The organism is Corynebacterium sp., assembly GCF_052107835.1.
Lineage (GTDB): Bacteria > Actinomycetota > Actinomycetes > Mycobacteriales > Mycobacteriaceae > Corynebacterium.
Map to the genome: position 1 here is coordinate 14,546 of NZ_JBQEDF010000033.1, position 20,719 is coordinate 35,264.

Genomic DNA, 20,719 nt, shown 5'->3' on the forward strand with positions numbered 1-20,719 from the left:
ACTGTGGTGGTCAACGTTTAGGTCCCCTCCCTGCGCCCGGTCCCCGTGACGAGCGCTGCGTTCATAGAACCACAGTTGTGTTTGCCGAAGAAGTGTTTTCCCCGACATAGCGGCATATTGGTATCCAGGGTCATTTTTGACCCTCTGGGACTAACCCTGGATGCCGCGATGCCGTTGTCGCGACGGTGCCGGACCCTCTCCCGCGAACGGACGTACCATCGGTCGCATGACTAGCAGCGCAGCACCTGAAGCAGCAGAGCACTACGACCTCATCGTCGTCGGGACAGGCTCCGGGAACTCCATCCCCGAGGAACTCAACGACCGGAAGATCGCCATCGTCGAGAAGGGCATCTTCGGCGGGACCTGCATCAACGTCGGTTGCATCCCGACGAAGATGTACGTCTACGCCGCCGACGTCGCCCGCGAGCTCTCCGGGGCCGACCGCTACAACCTCTTCCCCATCGGCGGGGCCGCAGCCGCCCCCATCCCCGTCGCCGGGTGGCGCGTCGACTGGAAGGGGCTCCAGGAGCGCGTGTTCGGCAAGCGCATCGACCCGATCTCCCGCGGTGGCGAGGAGTACCGGCGCGGGGACGAGACCCCGAACATCACCCTCTACTCCGACATCGCGCGGTTCACCGGCGAGCGCACGCTGCAGATCGGCGACGGCAAGACCGGTGTCGCGACGACGATTACCGGGGACCAGATCATCCTGGCCACCGGCACGCGCACATGGGTGCCGCCCGTGATCGAGGAGTCGGGCGTCCCGTACCGCACCAACGTGGACGTCATGCGCATGGAGGAGCTGCCGCGGACCCTGGCGATCCTCGGCGGCGGCATCATCGCCACCGAGTTCGCGCACATCTTCTCCGCGCTCGGCGTGCAGGTGTACGTGATCAACCGCTCCGACACACTGCTGCGCCGGTTCGACGAGACGGTGAAGAGCCGGTTCACCGAGCAGTCCGGGGCGCAGTGGACGAACCTGCTGGGGCGCACGGTTACCGGCGCCCGCTCCGAGGGTGGCCTGACCACGCTGACGCTGAACGACGGCCTGGAGATCGACTGCGACGAGCTTCTTCTCGCACAGGGACGCGTCCCCAACGGCGATCTGCTGGACGCCGCGTCCGGCGGGGTGGACCTCACGGAGACGGGACGCATCGTCGTCGACGAGTTCGGACGTACCTCTGCCGAGGGGGTGTGGGCGCTGGGGGACGCGGCGAATGAGCTGGAGCTCAAGCACGTGGCGAACCAGGAGGCCCGGGCGGTGTTCCACAACGTCGCCGCGTCCGACGGGGACCTGGTGCGCCTCAAGCACGACAATGTGCCCGGTGGCGTGTTCTCGCACCCGCAGATCGGTTACCTCGGCATGACCGAGGCCGAGGCCCGCGCGTGGGCCGCGGAGAACGGCCGGACGGTCACCGTGAAGGTGCAGGAGTACTCGGACGTCGCCTACGGCTGGGCGATGGAGGACACCACCGGGTTCTGCAAGCTCATCGCGGACGCCGACTCGCACAAGCTCCTGGGAGCGCACATCATGGGCCCCCAGGCGGCGACGCTGATCCAGCTGCTGGTCACCGCGATCGAGTTCGATCTGGACCTGGAGGAATTCGCCACCAAGCAGTACTGGCCGCACCCGTCGTTGAGCGAGCTGGTGGAGAACGCCGTACTCGGGCTCGAGTTTCGCTAGGTTGGGAACCGTACAGGCTTTCTGAGGCAAAAGGAGTTGGGCGCGATGCGGAGTGTGGTGACGGGAGCGGCCTCGGGAATCGGCCGGGAGGTCGCGTTGCTGCTGGCCAACCAGGGCCACGAGGTGATGATCACCGACCGGGACGAGGAGGGGCTTGACCAGACCGCCCGGGACATCGACCGCATCCGACCGGGACTGGTGCTCGACGAGCACGTGGTGGACATCACCGACCTGGAGCAGGTGCGGGAATGGGCCGACCGTATCGTCGCGGAGTTCGGTGCGCCGGACGAGGTCTTCCACGTCGCCGGCATCGCGATCTGGGGTGATCCGCGCACCCTGCCCCACGAGAAGTGGGAGAAGGTCATCGACGTGAACCTGATGGGCACGGTGCACATCGTCGAGACCCTGGTCCCGGCGATGACGGACGCCGGGCCGATCGCCCCGCGTGGTGAGGGACTGTTCGGACGTAAGCCGAAGATGCGACGCTTGTGCTGCGTGTCCTCGGCGGCGGGGATCATCGGGCTGCCGTGGCACGCCGCGTACTCCGCGTCGAAGGGCGGGGTGATGGGCTTGTGCGAGGTCTTGCGCTTCGACCTGGCGCCCCACGGGGTGAGCGTGCATGTCGCGGCACCGGGTGCGGTGGACACTCCCCTGGTCGGCACGATCGACATCGACAGGATCGACCAGTCGAATGACCGGGTGTCCACGGTGAAGAAGATCTTCCAGGGGCATGCGGACAGCCCGGCGGAAGCCGCCGAGAGCATCGTCTCCGGAGTACGGGACGGCACCTACCTGATCTTCACCAGCTTCGACATCAAGCTGGGGCGCTGGGCCCAGGTCAACATGCCGTGGGCGTACCGCGGTGTGATGAGGTTGCTGAACCGCGGTCTGCGGTGGGCGGCGAAGGACGCGCGGGTGTAGGGCTCCTGGCGATCGCTCCGGCATCACGCGGCGATACGCCGGTAGATGCCACGCAGGGGCTCAGGGTCGAGCTCGAGGCCGTCCGGGTCGAGGAAGTTCGCCGCCGATGCCCCGTTCCAGTCGTTACCGTTGACGCGGACATAGTCGAGTTCCACGCCGTGGTCGTGGGCGAGCTGTGCCATGAATATCCTTGCTGCCCTTCCATTTCCTTCCCGGAAGGGGTGGGCGAAATTCAGGTGGGTGTGGATGTCCGCCAGCCGGTTTACCCGTTCATCGAAGCCCGGTTCACCGTGGTCGAGTCTGCTGATTCTCCGGTCGAGCTGCCGCAGGTACATCCCCATGCTGGCGAAGTCGCCGAAGTTCTGGTCGGCCTTGGAGATGTTCACGTCGCGAATCGTCCCCGCCCAGTCGTACAGGTGCCCCAACAGCACGTCATGAATGGATGCGAGCCGCTGCCCTGCCTTCGCCGCGGCGACTGCCACTGTGCCCGTCGCCAGGTCATCGGCGGCAAGTGCGGTGACGCGGAACTCGACCGCGGCCAGGACACGGTTGTTCCGGATCGCCAGGCGGTTGCGCATCACGGACGTCCCCGGCCAGAAGTAGCGGCGCCAAGCGGGAGGACCGGACGCGGCACGGTCACCAGGGGCGTCGACTTCTGCCGCCGGGAAATGATTGACGAAGGAGGACAATTCACCGGCGGTCAGCGCGCTCGCCCCGGGTGCAAGGATTCGCTCGGCTACGGCCGCCATCTCGCCGGCGGTCGGATGCCATCCCTCCAGCACCCCGCTGTGCAAAGCCTCGACAACGCGGTGGGCGGCAGCGTCCGACAGTGATGCAAGCGCGTCCGGGTAGAGGTCCCGGTAGGCGGACAGTCCGCAGAGGGTGGCGAAATCGGTCACTGTGGGCCTCCTGAAGCGGTCGCGTGATCGTGTTCCCTCACGGTATCGGGACCCACGGACACATCTGGGCCGCGACGTTCGAATGATACGAACACCGCGGCCCAGACAGTCGAACGCGTGGCGGAACTACCGCGCGGAGCTGCCGAGACTTCCGCTGACGCTGCCCTGGATCGCGTCGGAGATTCCGTCGTCCGGGTTGATGCCCACGCTGCCCTCCCAGTCGTCGATGATCCGTCCGATCTGGCCGAAGAACTCCCGGAAGGGGGTGTCCTCGATGAGATCCAGGAAGACGCGCCAGCCTCCCTGAATGGATCCGGAAACGCCGTCAATGATGGAACCGAAGTCCATGTCAGTAGTCCTTGTCGCTAGTTGAATAGGTCAAATGCATTCACTGTTGAAAGTGATGCACCTGATCGATCCTATACCCTCCCCGGCATGGTGACCGCGCTTCCGACGTCCGGACAGGTAGGCATCCTTAGCGCGAAGTTCTACCGCCACATCACAACCCTGTCCGACTGAACCCGAGGATCTCTGTGACGATCCCGTAGGCGATGTCGTAGGCCGACGGTGATTCACTGGCCCGTGGGCCGGCGATGTTCAGCGTCAACCCGTGACCCTGTGACTCCAGCCACCGGCATGTTTCATCGACGCTGTTCTTCCGGACGAGCTGGCATTCGCGGCCGTAGGTCATGGCGTGCAGGATCGTGGCACCGGTCCCCGGCGAATCGACCTCGTTCAGGACGCCGTCCGGTCCGATCCTGCCGTCAGTGTCATTGGTGTCGATGATGAGGGTCACGTGGCTGTCACGGACGTTCCACTCGGTCCTCTGGCCAGCGTCCGCAGAGGGGGTGTCCGTCAGCTCCGGGTAGTCGGCGTGCAGACCCGGTGCGACCGGGTAATCCTCCGCCCAACCGCCCGCCGGACACCATCCAATGATGGGAATGCCCGCGTTGCGGGCGGCATCGAGGGCTCCCCTGTCCGCACCGGATTGTCCCCCGGACCGGATGGCTGTGACCAGTGGCAGATTGTGCTGCTTCGGCATGATCCGTGCCACCTCCTTCCCGGTGTCCACGGTAGCAATCCACTGGGACTGCCGGGGCCGTCCGGATGAGGCAGCACGGAATAGCTCTCCCCCGCCGACGACACCTACTCCGGCATCACCAGCACGGCCTTCACAGCCTTGCCGGAGGCGGTGTCCGCGATGGCCTGCTCGATCTCCTCGAAGGGGTAGGTCGTTACGAGTTCATCGAAGGGGAACTGCCCCGCCTTGTAGAGCTCGATCAACTGCGGGACGAAGGTCTGCGGGATCGCATCGCCCTCGATCGCGCCGAGGACATTCTTGCCCGATCCCGAAATCAACCCGAGATCCAGGGTCGCCCCCGCATGGGGCACACCCACCAGCGCAACAGTCGCCCCGAAAGAGGTCGCCTCCATCACCTGCTCGACGACGATCGGCACAGCGGTCGTGTCCAGGGCGTAGTCGGCCCCACCGCCAGTGATTTCCTGGATCCTGGCCACCGGATCCTCGTTCTTGGAGTTGATGGTGTGCGTCGCACCGAGCTTCTTCGCGAACTCGAGCCGGGAGTCGATGATGTCCACTGCGATGATGGTCGTCGCCCCGGCGACCTTGGCGCCCATGATGCCGGACAGTCCCACTGCCCCGGTACCGGTGACCACGATCGATCCACCGGCCGGAACATTCAGGGTGTTGAGCACGGTCCCCGTGCCGGTCTGGATGCCGCAGCCCAGGGGCCCGGCGATCTCCACGGGTGCGCCTTCCGGAAGGACCACAACATTGCGCTCCTCGGCGATGGCGTGGGTGGCGAACGAGGACTGACCGAAGAAGTTGCTGCGGACGTCCCCACCCTCTGAATCCTGAAGTGTCGTGGTTCCGTCCTCGCGGGTCCCGCTGAAGTTCTGCGCCATGAAGTTCACGCAGTAGGCAGGCTTGCCTGCGAGACAGTTGCGACACCGTCCGCACGAGGCGAATGACATGGCGACGGAGTCTCCGACCTTCACCTCCGTGACCGCGTCTCCGACCTTCTCAACGATGCCGGCACCTTCGTGGCCGAGGACGAAGGGAAAACCGGCGGGAATGTCGCCGTGCCGGACGCCCAAGTCGGTGTGGCAGAGGCCCACTGCACTGATCTTGACCAGGACCTCGTTCGCGCGGGGCTCCTGGATAGTCAGATCCTCGAAGACGAATGGCTCGTCCACACCGTGGAGGACGGCGGCGCGTACTTGTGTACTCATGAGATTGAATCTCCTGTCTTACTCACTATTTGGTTGACACGTCCATCATATGCCTGAATGGTGTGACATGCACGAGCCCTTGCTCCCACCCGCCCGAGAAGGTCACAATCCGGGGCGTCCTCCGAGGGACTACAGCAGGTTCCGGATGGTGAGGACCCTCCGACGATGGCCCCATGCCGTAGTTGCCACCAGATCCGCCGGCACAGGAGATCCAGGACAGCCTCGACCACGGCCAGTACTCGCACTGGCACCGGGGCATCGCGCCGTTTCGACATTGACGGGCTCCGTGGTGCCGCAATCATGCTCGTGGTCATCTTCCACGTGCTTGACGGCCGCGTGTCCGCCGGTGTGGACGTGTTCCTGCTGATTGGCGAACTGTTCTTCTACTGCTCGCAGTTCCGCAACTCCGCCTCGAACACGGGGCTGCGCCTCTGGCAGTCCGGGCTGGGACTGCAGCCTGATCTGCACATCGGCGGAGGCACACAGGATTGCGTGGAGTAGTCGGACGCGGAGAGGTAATGGATCGTGGACCATCCGCCGGAGTTGGGTGAACCGGCGCACCGGAATGCGGTGGATGCCGGCTGAGGATGGTCCGTGGTCGCGGACGGTGGAGTGAGGTGGCACCGCCGCTCATGTCGATTCCGGGTGCCGAGGAAAGCGTCGGGACGAGCCAGAGAGACATCCTGGTTTCACATCACCGAAACTTCCCCCTTGTAATCTTCGTGGACACTGCATCAATCACGACCAGTCACGAAGGACGCGGAGGTCCGATGAAAGCCCTGTCTCGAAGAAAGTTCCTTGCATTAGCCGGTGGAACGACAGCGGGTGTTCTCGGACTCACCGCCTGCGGCACTGACGACACCGCCGATGCATCGGGAACGTCTTCAGCGTCCGGGGGAACAGAGTTCGACGACACCGTCTGGCGCGAACACGGTTCCCCTCTCGTCGAAGCCACGGGCAGCGGGTCGCTGGACGGGCAGACGCTCGCGGTCAAGGACCTGTACTCCGTCGAGGAGCACGTGGTGGGAGCCGGGAATGAGGAATGGTTGGCCCAGGCGGCACCGGAGGAGTCCACCGCCCCAGCTGTTGCCGCATTCCTCGCGGCGGGCGCATCAATCGCAGGCATCTCCCGCACGGATGAGTTCGCCTACAGTCTCGCCGGTACGAACGCGCACTACGGCACCCCGCCGAACCCGGCATCACCCGGCCGGATACCCGGCGGTTCCAGCTCCGGTTCGGCGACTGCGGTGTCCCTCGGCGAAGCGACTATCGGACTGGGAACCGACACCGGTGGGTCGATCCGGATCCCGGCGTCCTACCAGGGCCTCTTCGGTATCCGCACCACCCACGACGCCATTTCCCGCGAGGGCCTGCTCCCCCTGGCCCCGTCCTTCGACACGGTCGGCTGGATGACCAATTCGCAGCACGACCTCGCCGCCGTCGCCGATGTGCTCGAGCCGGATCTCCCCGAAACCGTTGATTTCCCCCGCTGTGTGTACTCACCTGCCCTGTTCGAGCTGGCGGACCCGGACGTCGCCAGTGCCATGGAGAATGCCGTCGAATCCTGGAGCCAGGACATCCCGCTCGATGAGATCGACTTTGACACCGAACCACTCACCGACTGGGTTGCCGCGTTCCAGACACGCCAGGGTTGGGAGGCGTGGGAGGCGCACGGGGAATGGATACAGGACCACTGGGATTCGTTGAACCCCGATGTGCGGTCACGGTTCGAGACGGCATCCGAGTACACCGAGCAGGATCTCGCCGAGGCCGACGATCTTCTCACCTCAGCACGGAAGGTCATCAACGAGACGATCGGCGATGCCGTCCTGATCCTGCCGTCGTCGTCATCGGTAGCGCCGGACAGTAAGGACGCCGAGCTGGGCAGCGACGCCATCGAGGACACCCGTGCCAGGACGTTCCAGCTCACCTGTCTCGCCGGGATCACCGGACGTCCCGCTGTCAGCAGTCCCGCGGAAGTGAACGGACTCCCGATCGGGATCTGCGCCGTCGGACCACGCGATTCCGACCGAGCTCTGGCGAGACTGCAGGTCAACTGACAAAATCGTTAGTTACTACAGTGTAATCCCCGGGAAACGAGCGATGCATAGCGTGGCTGAACATGACTGTTTCACCGAGAATCCCCACAGCAGCCGACACCGCGGACCGACTCACCCAGGCGTTCGGACGCCGACGCTTCCTCCAGCTCGCGACCGCAATGGGCGCCGTCGGGGCAGGTGCTGGACTGGCCAGTTGCGGTGACGACAGCACCGCCTCTGCCGTGTCATCCACGCCATCGGCCCCCAGCTCGCCCGGCGGAATCCTCCAGCCCGGGTCAGGCGACATCAAGGGCGACCACTACCTCCCCTCTGAACTGGACAAGGTGCTGTGGGGCTACGTCCCCTCGAGCGACAGCGAACCTGTACTCCGGATGAAGTCCGGTGAGACCGTCACCGTGGACACCGTGAGCCACGAGGGAATCCTGGAGGACCAGGGCCGCGACCCTGATACCTGGTTCGGTGAACACGGCGTCGACGAATCCGACGTTCTCGACGATGTCCGCGACATCGCCGCTAACTACGACCGTACCGAGCGCGACTTCGACAAGGACGGGCCCCACGTGGTCACCGGCCCCATCTTCGTGGAGGGTGCCGAGCCCGGCGACGTCCTGAAGATCGAGACGCTCGACACCGCACTGCGCGTCCCCTATGGCGTGGTCTCCAGCCGGCACGGCAAGGGCGCGTTACGCAGTCTTCCGGACGACGGTGGTGCGCCGGAGGGCATTTCGGATAGTGAGATCATGCCGCCGCTCGACACCGACGAGAACGTCTCCGTGTTTACCCGCGCGGAGGACGGCAAAGGCATCATGTCTTCCGGGGAGTTGGAGCTGACCTTCCCGCTGCGCCCGTTCATGGGGATGATGGGCGTGGCGACCACCGACGACGGTGACCTGACAGCGGACAGCCGCAACTCCATTCCCCCGACACTGGGCGGCGGCAACATCGACATCCGTCACCTGAATGTCGGCTCGGCCTTCTACCTCCCGGTCGCTGCTGACGGCGCGTTGTTCTACACCGGGGATCCGCACCACAGCATGGGCGACGGGGAGGTCGCACTGACCGCCATGGAGGGTTCGCTTCGCACGACCTTCCGCCTGACCGTCTGCAAGCAGGGCGATCCGTCCACCCCCTCGGTCGCGTTCGACTACCCCTTCGGGGAGACCGAGGACGCCTGGATCGCGATCGGGCTGTCCGATCCGGACGGGAAGGTCGATGGTGAAGGACGCGACCTCAACGTCGCCATGCGCCGCGCGGTGGTCAACGCCCTGGACTTCCTGGAGCACGACCTCGGCATTGAGCGCCATGTGGCCTACGCCTACCTGTCGGCGGCGTCGGACTTCGCGCTGTCGCAGGTCGTCGACATCACCACGGGTGTGCACGGGATGATCTACAAGGAGGGGTTGCCGGGGCTTAGGTGACTAAAGACTCTTGGAAGCCACTTGTGAGTCACACCCCGTGGGCGGTCCCGCCAACTGCTTCAGCGATCTGCGGGGCGATTTCCGCCGAGTCGGCAACGCCCTCATCGGTGTTCAGAGTGAGCACAGCATTGTCGAAAGCGACGTGGATACCGCCGAATGAATCGCTGGCTTCCTGCCAGTTCGCCATGGACTCCTCGTCCGGATACACGTTTATGCCGGAGTCGTAGCCGTTAACCGTCATGTCGAAGCGTGCCTTCGCCCCGGACATCTGCACTTCAGCGCGGACCGGCTCCGAGTAATCGATGTCCAGCTCATTGAGTACGCCGGTGAAGGCTTGGACGGCAGCCTCGATGTCTGAGGCTGGCTGCTCCTCCCCTGCATCCTGTTCCGCAGCAGGCGTGGCACCTCCAGTGTCAACCGAAGCGTCAGCCGAGTCGTCGTCGCTGCTACAGGCACCGAGTGCCAGGGCTGCGGTCAAAACGGCGGTACACGCCAGGGTTTTCGTGCGGACCATTGGGCATCTCCAGGGAATCATGAGCCAACGGCTCGGGGGCGTTTGTCTTTATAGATAATACGTTTCAACTGAAGAAACGAGAAAACGCGCCTGATCAATGTATTCAGGTGTCACAGCCACAGCTCTTCCAGTACTGCAACCGCGTCCGCGTCCGAGCGATGACGGAATCGGGCAAGTACTTTGCGTCGGGGCGCGTTTGCAGGCAATCCGATCGCTTCCGCCACTGCGGTGGCCAGCTCGTCCACCGAGCCAACGGGTGATGCGCCGACATGGTCCGCCAACCATGGCATTCCGTCGAGTGAGCCGACAGGCGAGGAAGCCGGAGCCGGCGAGACGGAAAACCACTGTCCATCGTGCAGATCGATCCACACGCGTTTCCCGATGCCCACGCCCATTGCTTCGAGGAATCGACGGATTGATCCGACCGCACTGTTGCCGGTGTTTCCCCACGTCACCCGCTGATCACCATAGTCGCTGGGAAGCATCAGAGGCTCGCCCCACGTCAATCCCAGAGACGCAGTCATTCCATTCGGCACGGCAAATCCGGAACCACGCAGATGGTCATGGGTAACTGTAAGAAGGAGGCACCACCGACCGTCGCGGCAGTACAGCCCGTTACCCTCAGCCGGATCTGCGTCGTTGACCAAGGGTTCAGTCCGCCGCCGCACCACCCCATTCGAGAGCTCGAACTCCCCGATGGACGAATAGGTACGAACGGACGTCGCGGACACACCGAAATCCCTGACTAATCCTTCACTGAGCACCTCTATCGGTACGCCATCGCTCCCCTGTTCCGCAGCGACGTCGACCCGCTTGCCGATCATGTCGCCGAGTTTCGTGTACTCCTCCAGGCCCCAACGCCGCAGCGCCCAGCTGTCCGCTCCCACGCGCACCAGGTTCTCACCATAGGAAAGCCCGTTGCGGAAAGAGCGTTCAGTCTTCACGCTGCTGGCTCGCGCATAGAGCTCCTTGCCAGTGAGTGGATGCCCCACGATCGACAACAATGCTGCCGCCCGGGCAGGCTGAGATCCGGTACGGGTGATGACGTAGCCATCCTGAACCAGGTATCCACACGTCCTCATCCATTCGGCCAGGACGGAGCTGTCGTCCAATGAGGATGCTTCCAACACCACCGACAACTCGGCAACCCCCTCCTCGTTCACCATCCCAGCCATGAGCCGCTCGGTGCGCTGGGCTGCGGCCGGCAGATCGGGGAAGCACACCCAACCATCATCGACCCGGAAGTCATCATCGAAGGCATCCAGTATCTGCCACAGCGGGGCATCCCATCCAGGGAGATGTTCCAGCAGCTCGGGGAAGATCTCCATTACCGTGTCGAGAGTGTTCACCGGGTACGCGTGTTCTCGAATTCCCGCTAGCAGATCCGCAATCTGCCCCGAGGTAACCACGGGCACCAGGCGGTCCATGAGCTTTCTCTGGATCTGGCGTACCCGCTCACGCGTCACACCGATCCCTTGCGCAACCTCCTCCAATGTCGCAGGCTGCGGTGCAATGATCCGATCACGCAGTATTCGCTGTTCGCGCTCGTGGCACCTGTACCACACGTCAAGAAGCGTGGTAGCTGCCGTGCTCCGACTCTCATCAGGCTCAACATGCAGGATGCCATCCTGGTGATCGACCGTGATCAGTCCACCGTCGTCCTCCCCGTAAATGTCCGGAGCGAACGCTAGATCTGCGTTATCGAGATGGAATTCCTCATCCGGCTCGATAAGGTCCTGTGCCGTCCGCGGCGGATGGGTCGCCGCAACCATTGTTTCAGGAGCAATGTCACCAGTGCCGGCGTTCTCCAGTTCACCAATAAGACGGGCGAACGCCGTCTCCCCCACAATCGGGATCCCGTACTTCCTCGCCTTGGCTGCCTTCCCACTCATTGAGTCGGGGTCCGCAGCCACCAACAGGGCCGACTTCTTCGTTACCCCTCCCACGTCGAGTCCGGCGTCAACTGCTCGGGATTCCCACACCTCCCGAGGGATCTCTGTCGCTCCGGTGAAGGTCACGCGGTCCCCCGATTTAAGCAGGAACTGGGGCCCCCAGGTGTTCCCATCGACGGCGGCGGAGACCGGCTCCTCAAGTAGTCGATGCACGTCGGACTCTCCCACCCCCAATGCACTGGCAACCGAGAGCAGTTCATCACGTTCATCTTCCGTGACGACTCCGTCGGCCCATGCAAGAACCGCCAGCTGATGCACGAAGTCATGATGCAGACTCTGTGCTTCCTCCTGCCCGATTCCCATATCCGATGCAGCCACGGTGAGCTGCTGCACCTCGTGTACGGACAGCTCGCGGTCGAGCATCGCGTCGGCCAGCAATTCCAGGTAGGCATCCACGTTGGGCCGTCCAACGAACGGGACGCCCGCCGCGAGCTGATACAGCCAGGTGCCATCCTGAGTCTGGGACACGTGGGATGCTCCACGCTGACACAGCGTCACATTCGGCGACCCGCTTGTGGGGAGGGCAAGTTCAAGGGCCTCGGTAGTGGTCGAGAGTTCCGAGATCAGTCGTGGCGCTTGGCGGAGATAGTGAATGAACAGCTCGGAAGTGGCTTCGGCGTCCCCCAGTGCGGAGTGCGCATGTACATTCGTGATCCCGGCGGCTGCCAATGCGGCGGAGAGTTTGCGCCCGGATGCCGGTGCCACCTGAGACGTCAACTGAAGTGTGCACATCCAGCTGCGACTGAGCGGCTGACCACCGACGCCACAACGCTCGTATTCGGCGGTGAGCATCCGGACATCGAATGGGGCGTTGTGGGCGACCACGATGCGTCCCCTCAGCTGTTCAGCGAGCTCACTGGCGATGTCAGAGAAGGTTGGGGCGTGGGCAACGTCAGCGCCACCGATGCCATGAACGAACGTGTTCGGGATATCGCGCTGTGGATTGACCAGCGTTGACCAGTGGTTCTCCACGACCCCCTGTGCATTGACGTGGACGACGGCGACCTCGATGATGCGGTCACGGTTGGCGAATCCTGTCGTTTCCACGTCAACGACGGCGTAACACGGGGCCTGAAGATAATTAGTCACAGTGAGCTACCTTAGCGTGTAGGAAGTGTCAGCACCCCTTGGCGAGTGGCATTTCTCGAAAGCACCGAAACGGTACAGGTGGACCCCACCCCCACACCTCGAGACTTCCCAGAAAACTAAGCAAGCCCAAAGTACACTGACTCACCATGGCTTCAGTGCACGATGTGATCGACGCGTTCCGTGATTCCCGCTCAACCTCAGAGCAAGGCACCCAGTTTGAACAACTGATGGCCCGCTGGTTTGAGCTCGATCCCACGCTGCACGAACAGTACGACCAGGTGTGGCGCTGGCCGGATTGGCCGGGGCGTCACAATCATGGAGACAACGGCATCGACATCGTCGCCCATGTCGCGGAAACTGGTGAGGGTTTCGACACTCCGGACGAGTATGCCGCTATCCAGTGCAAGTTCTACGACCCGACGCATCAGCTCCGTAAGCAGGACATCGACTCCTTCTTCACAGAGTCTGGAAAGGCGCCCTTTACCCGGCGGGTGATCATCTCCACGACCGACAAGTGGGGGAAGAATGCCGAGGCGGCTCTGGAGGGTCAGCAGATCCCGGTCACCCGTATCAGCATGAAGGACTTGGAAGATTCCCCCGTCAGCTGGGACATCGCCTGGCCGCAGAATCAGCTCCAGATCGATCTGACTCCGAAGAAGAAGAACGAGCTTCGCCCGCACCAGCATGAGGCGGTCGAGGCAACCTTCCGCGGGTTCGAGACCACCGACCGCGGCAAGCTCATCATGGCGTGCGGTACTGGTAAGACGTTCACCTCCTTGAAGATCGCCGAACGGCTCGCTGCGCAGCCGGAACAGTACGGCAAGGCCCGGATTCTCTTCGCTGTTCCCTCGATCTCCTTGTTGTCCCAAACTCTGCGGGAGTGGAATGCCCAGACCACCCTGGACATGCGTTCATTCGCTGTCTGCTCGGATAACAAGGTCTCGCGGGCCGCTGAGGATATGGCTACCGAGGATGTCATCATCCCGGTCACTACCGATGGCGAGAAACTGGCCAAGGAGTTGGGTGGTCACCGCCGCCGCGCGAAGGGCCTCACGGTCGTCTTCACCACGTACCAGTCCCTGCCAGCCATTCATGAGGCCCAGCAGCATGGCGCGGATCCGTTCGATCTCATCATCTGCGACGAGGCCCACCGCACCACCGGTGTCACTCTCGATGGGCAGGACGCGTCGAACTTCGTCAAGGTGCACGACACTGACTTCATTAAGGCGAGTCGCCGTCTCTACATGACCGCCACTCCCCGACTGTTTGACGACACCACGAAGTCCAAGGCTGAGGAGCACTCTGCAGAGATCGTCTCTATGGATGATCTGGACACCTTTGGCCCGGAGTTCCACCGTTTGTCTTTCGGCACGGCGGTGGACCGTGGACTTCTTACCGATTACAAGGTGCTTGTGCTCACGGTCGATGAGTCCGTCATGGCTGGCAACTTGCAGGGGTCGATGGCGGCCGACGGCGAACTCTCCCTGGACGATGCCTCGAAGATCGTGGGCTGCTGGAATGGTCTGGCCAAGCGTGCCGGCACCGCACCGGACGGTTCAACCTTCGGGGCGGGCGAGGTGCCGATGCGCAGGGCTGTCGCCTTCGCTAAGGACATCAAGGCATCAAAGCAGGTTGCGGAACTGTTTCCGCAGGTGGTGGATTCGTATCAGGAGCTCCTCGATGACCAGCAGGGTGAAGGTCACCGGATCGACGAGACGAACCGTGGCCTGCGCTGCGAGGTCCACCATGTGGACGGCACCTTCAACGCCCTGCGCCGCAATGAGGAGCTCACCTGGCTGAAGGCCCCGGTCGAGGACGACGAGTGCCGCATCCTCACCAACGCCCGCTGCCTGTCGGAGGGTGTGGACGTTCCAGCGCTGGACGCGGTCCTCTTCCTCCACCCACGCAATTCCGTTGTCGATGTGGTGCAGTCCGTCGGCCGGGTGATGCGCAAGTCCGAGGGGAAGGACTACGGCTACATCATTCTGCCGGTCGCTGTACCTGCCGGAGCCTCCCCCTCTGGCGCTCTGGGCAACAACCGTCGGTTCAAGACGGTGTGGCAGGTCCTCAACGCGCTGCGCGCTCATGATGAGCGCTTCAACGCGATGGTGAACTCCATTGCTCTGAACGCGAAGAACCCGCAGAAGAACGGCAAGGAGTCTGACCGGCTGCTCGGGGGCCATGTCGGCCCGACTTCGGAGGACGAGTCGCTTGCCGCGGACGGCAGTTCCACTGACAATTCCGGGAAGGACGCGGCCGCGAGCGATGCGGAAACCCCGGCGCAGATGGCGCTGTTCGCCCTGTCGGAGTGGCAGCAGGCAATCTACACCCGCATCGTGGACAAGGTCGGTACCCGGACGTACTGGGAGGATTGGGCCGCCGATGTCGCGGACATCGTGGACCGTCTGATCACCCGGATCACTGCAGTTTACGAGGATACCGGCACCCGCTCGGTGATGCGCCGGCGCTTTGATTCCTTTGTCCAGGGTTTGAAGGACAATCTCAATGATTCGGTCGATTTCCAGGCCGCGGTCTCGATGCTGGCCCAACACCTCATCACCAAGCCGGTCTTTGATGCTCTCTTCGAGGACCAGAACTTCGCCGAGCAGAATCCGGTGTCCAAGGTCATGCAGACAATGGTGGATGCCCTCAATGATTACGGGCTCGAATCTGAGACTGCGGGCCTGGAGAAGTTCTATGCTTCCGTCCGTGTCCGGGCGTCGGAGGTGCAGAGCGCCGAGGGTAAACAGCAGGTCATCGCGGAACTGTACGAGAAGTTCTTCCGCATCGGGTTCAAGGCGCAGTCGGACGCGCTGGGCATCGTCTACACCCCGGTGGAGATCGTGGACTTCATCCTCCGTGCGGCGGACGCGGCCTCCCGGGATGCGTTCGGTAAGGGCTTGACGGACGAAGGCGTGCATATCCTCGACGGCTTCACTGGCACCGGCACCTTCATGGTCCGGTTGCTGCAGTCCGGCCTGATACGGACTGAGGACCTGGCCCGCAAGTACGCCACCGAATTGCATGCCAATGAGCTGATGCTGCTGGCTTATTACATCGCTGCTGTGAACATTGAGGCTACGTACCATGCGTTGATCCGTGAGTCCGGGCAGGACGCTGCCGAGCAGGACTACGAGCCCTTCCCCGGCATCGTCATGGCAGATACCTTCCAAATCGCGGAGAACGGCGACGAACTGGACCTCAAGGTCTTCCCCGCCAACAACGACAGGATCGAGGCGCAGCTCGCAGCCCCGATCAACGCCATCGTGGGAAACCCACCATACTCCGTGGGACAGACATCAGCGAATGATCTGAATGCCAACCTCAAGTATCCGACGCTGGATGCTCGCATCGCGGAGACTTACGTCAAGCGCTCCACGGCAACGAGCACCCGCACCATGTACGACTCGTACCTTCGCGCTTTCCGTTGGGCCACGGACCGTATCGGGGACCAGGGCATCGTGGCCTTCGTATCGAACGGCGGCTGGATCGAAGGCAACACGGCCGACGGTATCCGGCTGTCTCTCGCCGAGGACTACTCACGAATCTATGTCTACAACCTGCGTGGGAACCAGCGCACGGCTGGCGAGCTTTCCCGCAAGGAAGGCGGCAAGGTCTTCGGTTCCGGGTCCCGCAACACTATCGCCATCTGGATCGGCGTCAAAGATCCAAGCCACACCGGTGAGTGTGAGGTCTTCTACAAAGACATCGGCGATTACTTGTCGCGGGAAGAGAAGCTCTCGTTGGTCAGCAGGGCCACCCTGGAGAACATGGACTGGACGCTGACCACTCCAAACTCTGCTGGCGACTGGGTCAACAAGCGTTCAGAGGACTTTGCTGCGTGGCCGGTCCTCGGTGACAAGAAGAACGAGACTGGTCTGCCTCGATTCTTTACGTCGTACTCACTCGGCCTTGCGACGGGGCGCGATGCCTGGTGCTACTCGTACTCTGCGAATGCGCTCCACGAGCAGGTTCTGTCTATGGTCGACCAGTACGCAGCAGCCCGCGAGTTCTTCACACCATGGTGCGCACAGAAAAGTATCCAGAAACCCAAGCTCCCAGACGTAGACCAATTCCTCCAGGAACATCCTGAACTCACCGGGCCAGGAGCAACCAACTGGAACTCCAGCCTCAAACAACAGCTCAGCCGCGACACAAGACTCTCCGAGGAAACAGACAGCTACCGAACAAGCCTCTACCGGCCCTTCCAGCGGCAGAAAGTCTACTTTGATCGACAGCTCAACGAACGCGTGTACCAACTCGCATCAGCGTTCCCGACGCCGAGACACGAAAACGTCGGCTTCGCGGTCATGTCGCCGCGTGAAGGCACCCAGTTCACGGTTCTAGCCACATCTGCAATGCCCGATCTATCACTCTTCACATACACAGCCCAGTTCTTCCCCCGGTGGACCTATGTGAAGGCGGAACCCGAGGACGGCACCCTGGACTTCGGTGCGGCGTCCTCCGGTAGCGACATCGATCCCGACGGCTACCGGCGCCTCGACAACATCACCGACGAAATCCTCGATATCTACCAGCAAACCCTCGGCGAGGACATCGCCAAGGACGATATCTTCCACTTCGTCTACGGCCAACTGCACGATCCGGCCTACCGGGAGACCTACACCGCGGACCTGAAGAAGATGCTCCCCCACATCGAGACCCCGACCGACCGTGCCCGCTTCGATGCGATCACCGAGGCCGGCCACCAGCTCATGGACCTGCACATCAACTTCGAGGCCATCGATCCCTACCCACTGGACGTAGAGGTGAAGAAGACCGCTGACGCGGCCGACCCGGAGACCTGGCGGGTGAGGAAGATGAAGTGGAAGAAGACCAAGGGCGACACCGACTACACCACCATCGTCTACAACCCGAACGTCACGATTTCAGGCATACCGAAGGAAGCCGAAAAGTACCTCCTCGGTTCCCGCTCGGCCCTGGGCTGGGTCATGGACCGCTGGCAGGTAAAGACGGACAAGACCTCCAGCATCACTAATGACCCCAATGAGTGGTCCGATGATAGCAAAAATTGCCGGTATATCATTGATCTCATCGCCCGAGTTACCACGGTCGCCATAACCACGCGGGAAATCATTGAAAACGTATCCAGATAACCATGCCCATTACCATCCGAAATAAGTTGCACCCCAACTACTATAGGGTTCAACGCGGAAATCCATAGAGCCCATCTTCAGACAAACAGCAAAGACAGATACAAATACAGAAAATAATCGAGCAAACGAAAGGAATAGCATGATTACCCAGCGAGAGATTGACTTTGTCATAGACAAGTATAGGAACACACTCCCATGCGAAGAAACAGTAACGCCAGAAGAATTGGCCAAACTAGGGGAGCTCCTCGAAAGAAAGATAACCGATATTCACTCCCAAGGTACCTACGCTGACGAATCTGTCAGAACAGCGATCGTATATTCGACCTGGAGTAAAACGATTAGCGATGTTCTCAGTATAGAAGAGCCTGGGGTTCGCGCAGATGCCGAGGTAATAGTGTTTCGAATTCGCGCGCATAGTAATCTCACCTGGACACAAAGAATTCAACATGGAAATGAACTATATGAAATATCCGACAAGTGGAAAAAGCTTCAATTATCCTACCCCAAGGATGATCCCCGCATCGAAGTTGCCATGAAGCAATCCGCGATACTCGCGGACCTAGGAATAACGACACTTCTTGAGCTTCCAGAAACCTACTTAACTAAGACACTATTAACTTCAGTATGGAAAATGATGAACGTGGCAAAAAAGAGAAAGGAAGAGTTGGGGGACTCGTATAGTTTCTCATTCCACCTCTACAACTCCTCTCTCTACTGGAGGAAATTCTACCTCATAGCAGGTGATTCACAAGCGCTAACCAACTCATGGCGCGCACTTAAACAAGCCGCTAGAACTATCCAGAGAAATACTGAATCTGAAGATTTTAAAGAGTTTTCACAACTGTCCAGCGTTTTCAGCAATGGGGTTTCAGAGATCCTTGATCTTATGAGTCGAAATGCTTACAAGTCTGCGAAAGAACGAATTATAAGTAACGAAGCCGAACTGCCAGCTTTTGACTATTTCGGAAGTGCCGTGGAATATTACGATGCTGTTTCCGCCAACCCGCATTGTTGTGGATTTTCGGATAAGCCCGATTGGGCCTCTAGGACACGCCTTGATCAACTTATCTCAAAAAGCCTTCCTTCCCGATCTGATATTTTCAATGTAGTTGAACTCGCAAAACATCTATCTACCGCCAGCAAAAACTCGACGAAGTCTCTTCGCGACCCGCACTTGGACAGCGCAATCGAATTATCGAACAGCACCGCTACCTGGATGAATGAAGACGAGAAATCCGAAGCAATGGGATCCGTCATTTCGTTTCTAGGCAAACAGTTGTATCATAAGAACTACCGCGACGTATTGATGTACTGGGTTCGCTATTTGGAATCCGGACTATGGGAGAAAGTTGACGGTTATTCAACTTTATTGCGTATCGGGACTGAGGCGTACAGGTTGGCGCCTGATGAAGTTCGAAATCTTTGTCTAGGATCTAGGATGGACTTCGGTTCAGTATTTAGGCGCCGCACAATTGTAGAATTGTATGCGTCAAACCTTGTCGAAATGGGCGAGTCCCTATTGAAAGAAGAGTATCCTCATTGGTTTCAAGGTAGTCGCTTGTCCGGACATAGCAATGACCTGGAAATGCGCGTGCTTATTACCCATAGTCATCGCCACACGCTATGCCTATGCCAGGGCGCCGACGGAAATATTAACCATTATACCGAAGATTCAATAAACGGTTACACTCTCACCGCGGCTAATTATCGGTTTGACGACGAATCTTTGGGTTACTCGTCAGCCCTCGATTCGGCCTATCGGAACAGTAGGAGAAGCTGGCAAAAATGCGTTATCGATATCGCAGAAACTGCGACTCCGATTTCAGCCTTTATCGAAGATTGTGCAGCCGCCTCGCAATCTACTTTAATTTCAGCCACCCCCATAGCATATTATCGCTTCTTTCCTATCGGCCTCCTCTCGGGATCTTCAAAAGTCCCGATAGGCATCAAATATCCCCTAATGATTAATAGCTTGGAATCAACCTCCCCCAGAAATCGAAGAGTTACGCCCCGTTCTGCCACCTTCGTGGAATGCGCTGATCCTCCAGACCCCTCATATGCCAAGCTCGTCAATGCCGATTATGAATATGCATCTGTGAGCAATCATCGCAAGGTGCCAACTACTCGGATAGTTGATGCGACAAAGGATGAGTTCCTCAATTCTATTTCCGAAGGAGAAGATGTGGTGCACTTTTATGGTCACGGAGAACGTGGCCGTGAGAATGCGTCTCCGAGGCTGATCACGCAGACGTCAGATGTTGTCAGCAAAGATCTGTATGCACTTGATGGAGCGTTTCCGTTCCTTTTGACTCTCGGTTGCTGCAGTGCCGCATCGGTGAATGTTACTTCTCAGCCACGATCACTAGATGAAGCTGCGGTTTCTATGGGTTCCTCATGTTGCCTATCTTCACGTTGGCCAGTTCTTGACAAGCCTTCAAGCAATTTCATGAAGGAATTCTATCAGAGGTTTTGGAGATCATCGCCTGATGGCATCAACTATATTGACGTTGCCAAATTTGCACACCAAGCATCGACGGTGATGTACGATATCGAGAATGAAGGACGCATGCCTGGGGAACAATTCGGGATTGAGTGGTCGTCCTTCATGCTGACAGTTTAAAGGTGATCTTTTTCAAAGATTGTCTTGTCAACGAAGTCTCAGAGTACGGATCAATGGGCTTAGCTAACCTCCCAAAGTTCACCCGAGCCGCCACTCCTGTAAGCGCGCCGCAGCGTCGCACTGATCCCAGCGGCTACGGTGCCGCTAGAAATGTTCTCGACCGCCTTGAAGCATGCGAAGGCACAGAACCGG

The 20,719-nt window shown here is 60.6% G+C and carries 13 protein-coding genes; 7 read left to right on the forward strand and 6 right to left on the reverse strand.

Features of this window, described 5'->3' with window-relative positions:
• Nucleotides 1-226 precede the first annotated feature (226 nt).
• On the forward strand, nucleotides 227-1,684 hold the full coding sequence (gene mtr / locus ACTIL2_RS09340; protein WP_442337189.1) for a mycothione reductase: 1,458 nt from the start codon (nucleotides 227-229) through the stop codon (nucleotides 1,682-1,684).
• A 21-nt stretch (nucleotides 1,685-1,705) separates the two neighbouring features.
• Entirely contained in the window at nucleotides 1,706-2,605 is a 900-nt protein-coding gene (locus ACTIL2_RS09345) for an SDR family oxidoreductase (protein WP_442337201.1), read from the forward strand.
• A 23-nt stretch (nucleotides 2,606-2,628) separates the two neighbouring features.
• Here the strand turns inward: ACTIL2_RS09345 and ACTIL2_RS09350 are convergent, their stop codons facing one another.
• The 4 genes from ACTIL2_RS09350 to ACTIL2_RS09365 form a co-directional block, all read right to left on the reverse strand.
• Nucleotides 2,629-3,504: a Fic/DOC family protein gene (locus ACTIL2_RS09350; RefSeq protein WP_442337190.1), complete on the reverse strand. Its 876-nt coding sequence runs from the start codon at nucleotides 3,502-3,504 to the stop codon at nucleotides 2,629-2,631.
• A 126-nt stretch (nucleotides 3,505-3,630) separates the two neighbouring features.
• The gene (locus tag ACTIL2_RS09355; protein WP_442337191.1) at nucleotides 3,631-3,852 is read right to left on the reverse strand and encodes a hypothetical protein; all 222 of its coding nucleotides are present in this window, start codon (nucleotides 3,850-3,852) and stop codon (nucleotides 3,631-3,633) included.
• A gap of 151 nt (nucleotides 3,853-4,003) precedes the next feature.
• A complete protein-coding gene (locus ACTIL2_RS09360; protein WP_442337192.1) occupies nucleotides 4,004-4,546 on the reverse strand; it encodes a YpsA SLOG family protein in 543 nt (180 codons plus the stop codon).
• Between the two features lie 104 nt (nucleotides 4,547-4,650).
• A complete protein-coding gene (locus tag ACTIL2_RS09365; RefSeq protein WP_442337193.1) occupies nucleotides 4,651-5,757 on the reverse strand; it encodes an NAD(P)-dependent alcohol dehydrogenase in 1,107 nt (368 codons plus the stop codon).
• A 300-nt stretch (nucleotides 5,758-6,057) separates the two neighbouring features.
• On the opposite strand from ACTIL2_RS09365, the gene ACTIL2_RS09370 reads away from it, so the two are divergent.
• The 3 genes from ACTIL2_RS09370 to ACTIL2_RS09380 all read left to right on the forward strand — a co-directional run bounded on the left by ACTIL2_RS09370 (nucleotide 6,058) and on the right by ACTIL2_RS09380 (nucleotide 9,235).
• Entirely contained in the window at nucleotides 6,058-6,258 is a 201-nt protein-coding gene (locus ACTIL2_RS09370; protein ID WP_442337194.1) for a hypothetical protein, read from the forward strand.
• Nucleotides 6,259-6,527: 269 nt separating this feature from the next.
• Nucleotides 6,528-7,817: an amidase family protein gene (locus ACTIL2_RS09375; RefSeq protein WP_442337195.1), complete on the forward strand. Its 1,290-nt coding sequence runs from the start codon at nucleotides 6,528-6,530 to the stop codon at nucleotides 7,815-7,817.
• A gap of 62 nt (nucleotides 7,818-7,879) precedes the next feature.
• Nucleotides 7,880-9,235 carry an acetamidase/formamidase family protein gene (locus ACTIL2_RS09380; protein ID WP_442337196.1) on the forward strand — a complete coding sequence of 452 codons (1,356 nt, stop codon included), beginning with the start codon at nucleotides 7,880-7,882 and terminating at the stop codon, nucleotides 9,233-9,235.
• 28 nt (nucleotides 9,236-9,263) lie between these two features.
• On the opposite strand, the gene ACTIL2_RS09385 is transcribed toward ACTIL2_RS09380, so the two are convergent.
• On the reverse strand, nucleotides 9,264-9,749 hold the full coding sequence (locus ACTIL2_RS09385; RefSeq protein WP_442337197.1) for a hypothetical protein: 486 nt from the start codon (nucleotides 9,747-9,749) through the stop codon (nucleotides 9,264-9,266).
• 110 nt (nucleotides 9,750-9,859) lie between these two features.
• Nucleotides 9,860-12,790 (reverse strand): exonuclease domain-containing protein, encoded by a 2,931-nt coding sequence (locus tag ACTIL2_RS09390; RefSeq protein WP_442337198.1) that lies wholly within the window; start codon nucleotides 12,788-12,790, stop codon nucleotides 9,860-9,862.
• A 146-nt stretch (nucleotides 12,791-12,936) separates the two neighbouring features.
• On the opposite strand from ACTIL2_RS09390, the gene ACTIL2_RS09395 reads away from it, so the two are divergent.
• The gene (locus ACTIL2_RS09395; RefSeq protein ID WP_442337199.1) at nucleotides 12,937-17,907 is read left to right on the forward strand and encodes a DEAD/DEAH box helicase; all 4,971 of its coding nucleotides are present in this window, start codon (nucleotides 12,937-12,939) and stop codon (nucleotides 17,905-17,907) included.
• Between the two features lie 139 nt (nucleotides 17,908-18,046).
• Entirely contained in the window at nucleotides 18,047-20,527 is a 2,481-nt protein-coding gene (locus tag ACTIL2_RS09400) for a CHAT domain-containing protein (RefSeq protein WP_442337200.1), read from the forward strand.
• Nucleotides 20,528-20,719 lie beyond the last annotated feature (192 nt).

Bases quoted from the DNA above. Each gene is read 5' to 3' on its own strand.
- mtr (WP_442337189.1), top strand. From the start codon at position 227: ATGACTAGCAGCGCAGCACCTGAAGCAGCAGAGCACTACGACCTCATC.
- ACTIL2_RS09355 (WP_442337191.1), bottom strand. From the start codon at position 3,852: ATGGACTTCGGTTCCATCATTGACGGCGTTTCCGGATCCATTCAGGGA.
- ACTIL2_RS09360 (WP_442337192.1), bottom strand. From the start codon at position 4,546: ATGCCGAAGCAGCACAATCTGCCACTGGTCACAGCCATCCGGTCCGGG.
- ACTIL2_RS09365 (WP_442337193.1), bottom strand. From the start codon at position 5,757: ATGAGTACACAAGTACGCGCCGCCGTCCTCCACGGTGTGGACGAGCCA.
- ACTIL2_RS09370 (WP_442337194.1), top strand. From the start codon at position 6,058: ATGCTCGTGGTCATCTTCCACGTGCTTGACGGCCGCGTGTCCGCCGGT.
- ACTIL2_RS09375 (WP_442337195.1), top strand. From the start codon at position 6,528: ATGAAAGCCCTGTCTCGAAGAAAGTTCCTTGCATTAGCCGGTGGAACG.
- ACTIL2_RS09380 (WP_442337196.1), top strand. From the start codon at position 7,880: ATGACTGTTTCACCGAGAATCCCCACAGCAGCCGACACCGCGGACCGA.
- ACTIL2_RS09385 (WP_442337197.1), bottom strand. From the start codon at position 9,749: ATGGTCCGCACGAAAACCCTGGCGTGTACCGCCGTTTTGACCGCAGCC.
- ACTIL2_RS09395 (WP_442337199.1), top strand. From the start codon at position 12,937: ATGGCTTCAGTGCACGATGTGATCGACGCGTTCCGTGATTCCCGCTCA.
- ACTIL2_RS09400 (WP_442337200.1), top strand. From the start codon at position 18,047: ATGATTACCCAGCGAGAGATTGACTTTGTCATAGACAAGTATAGGAAC.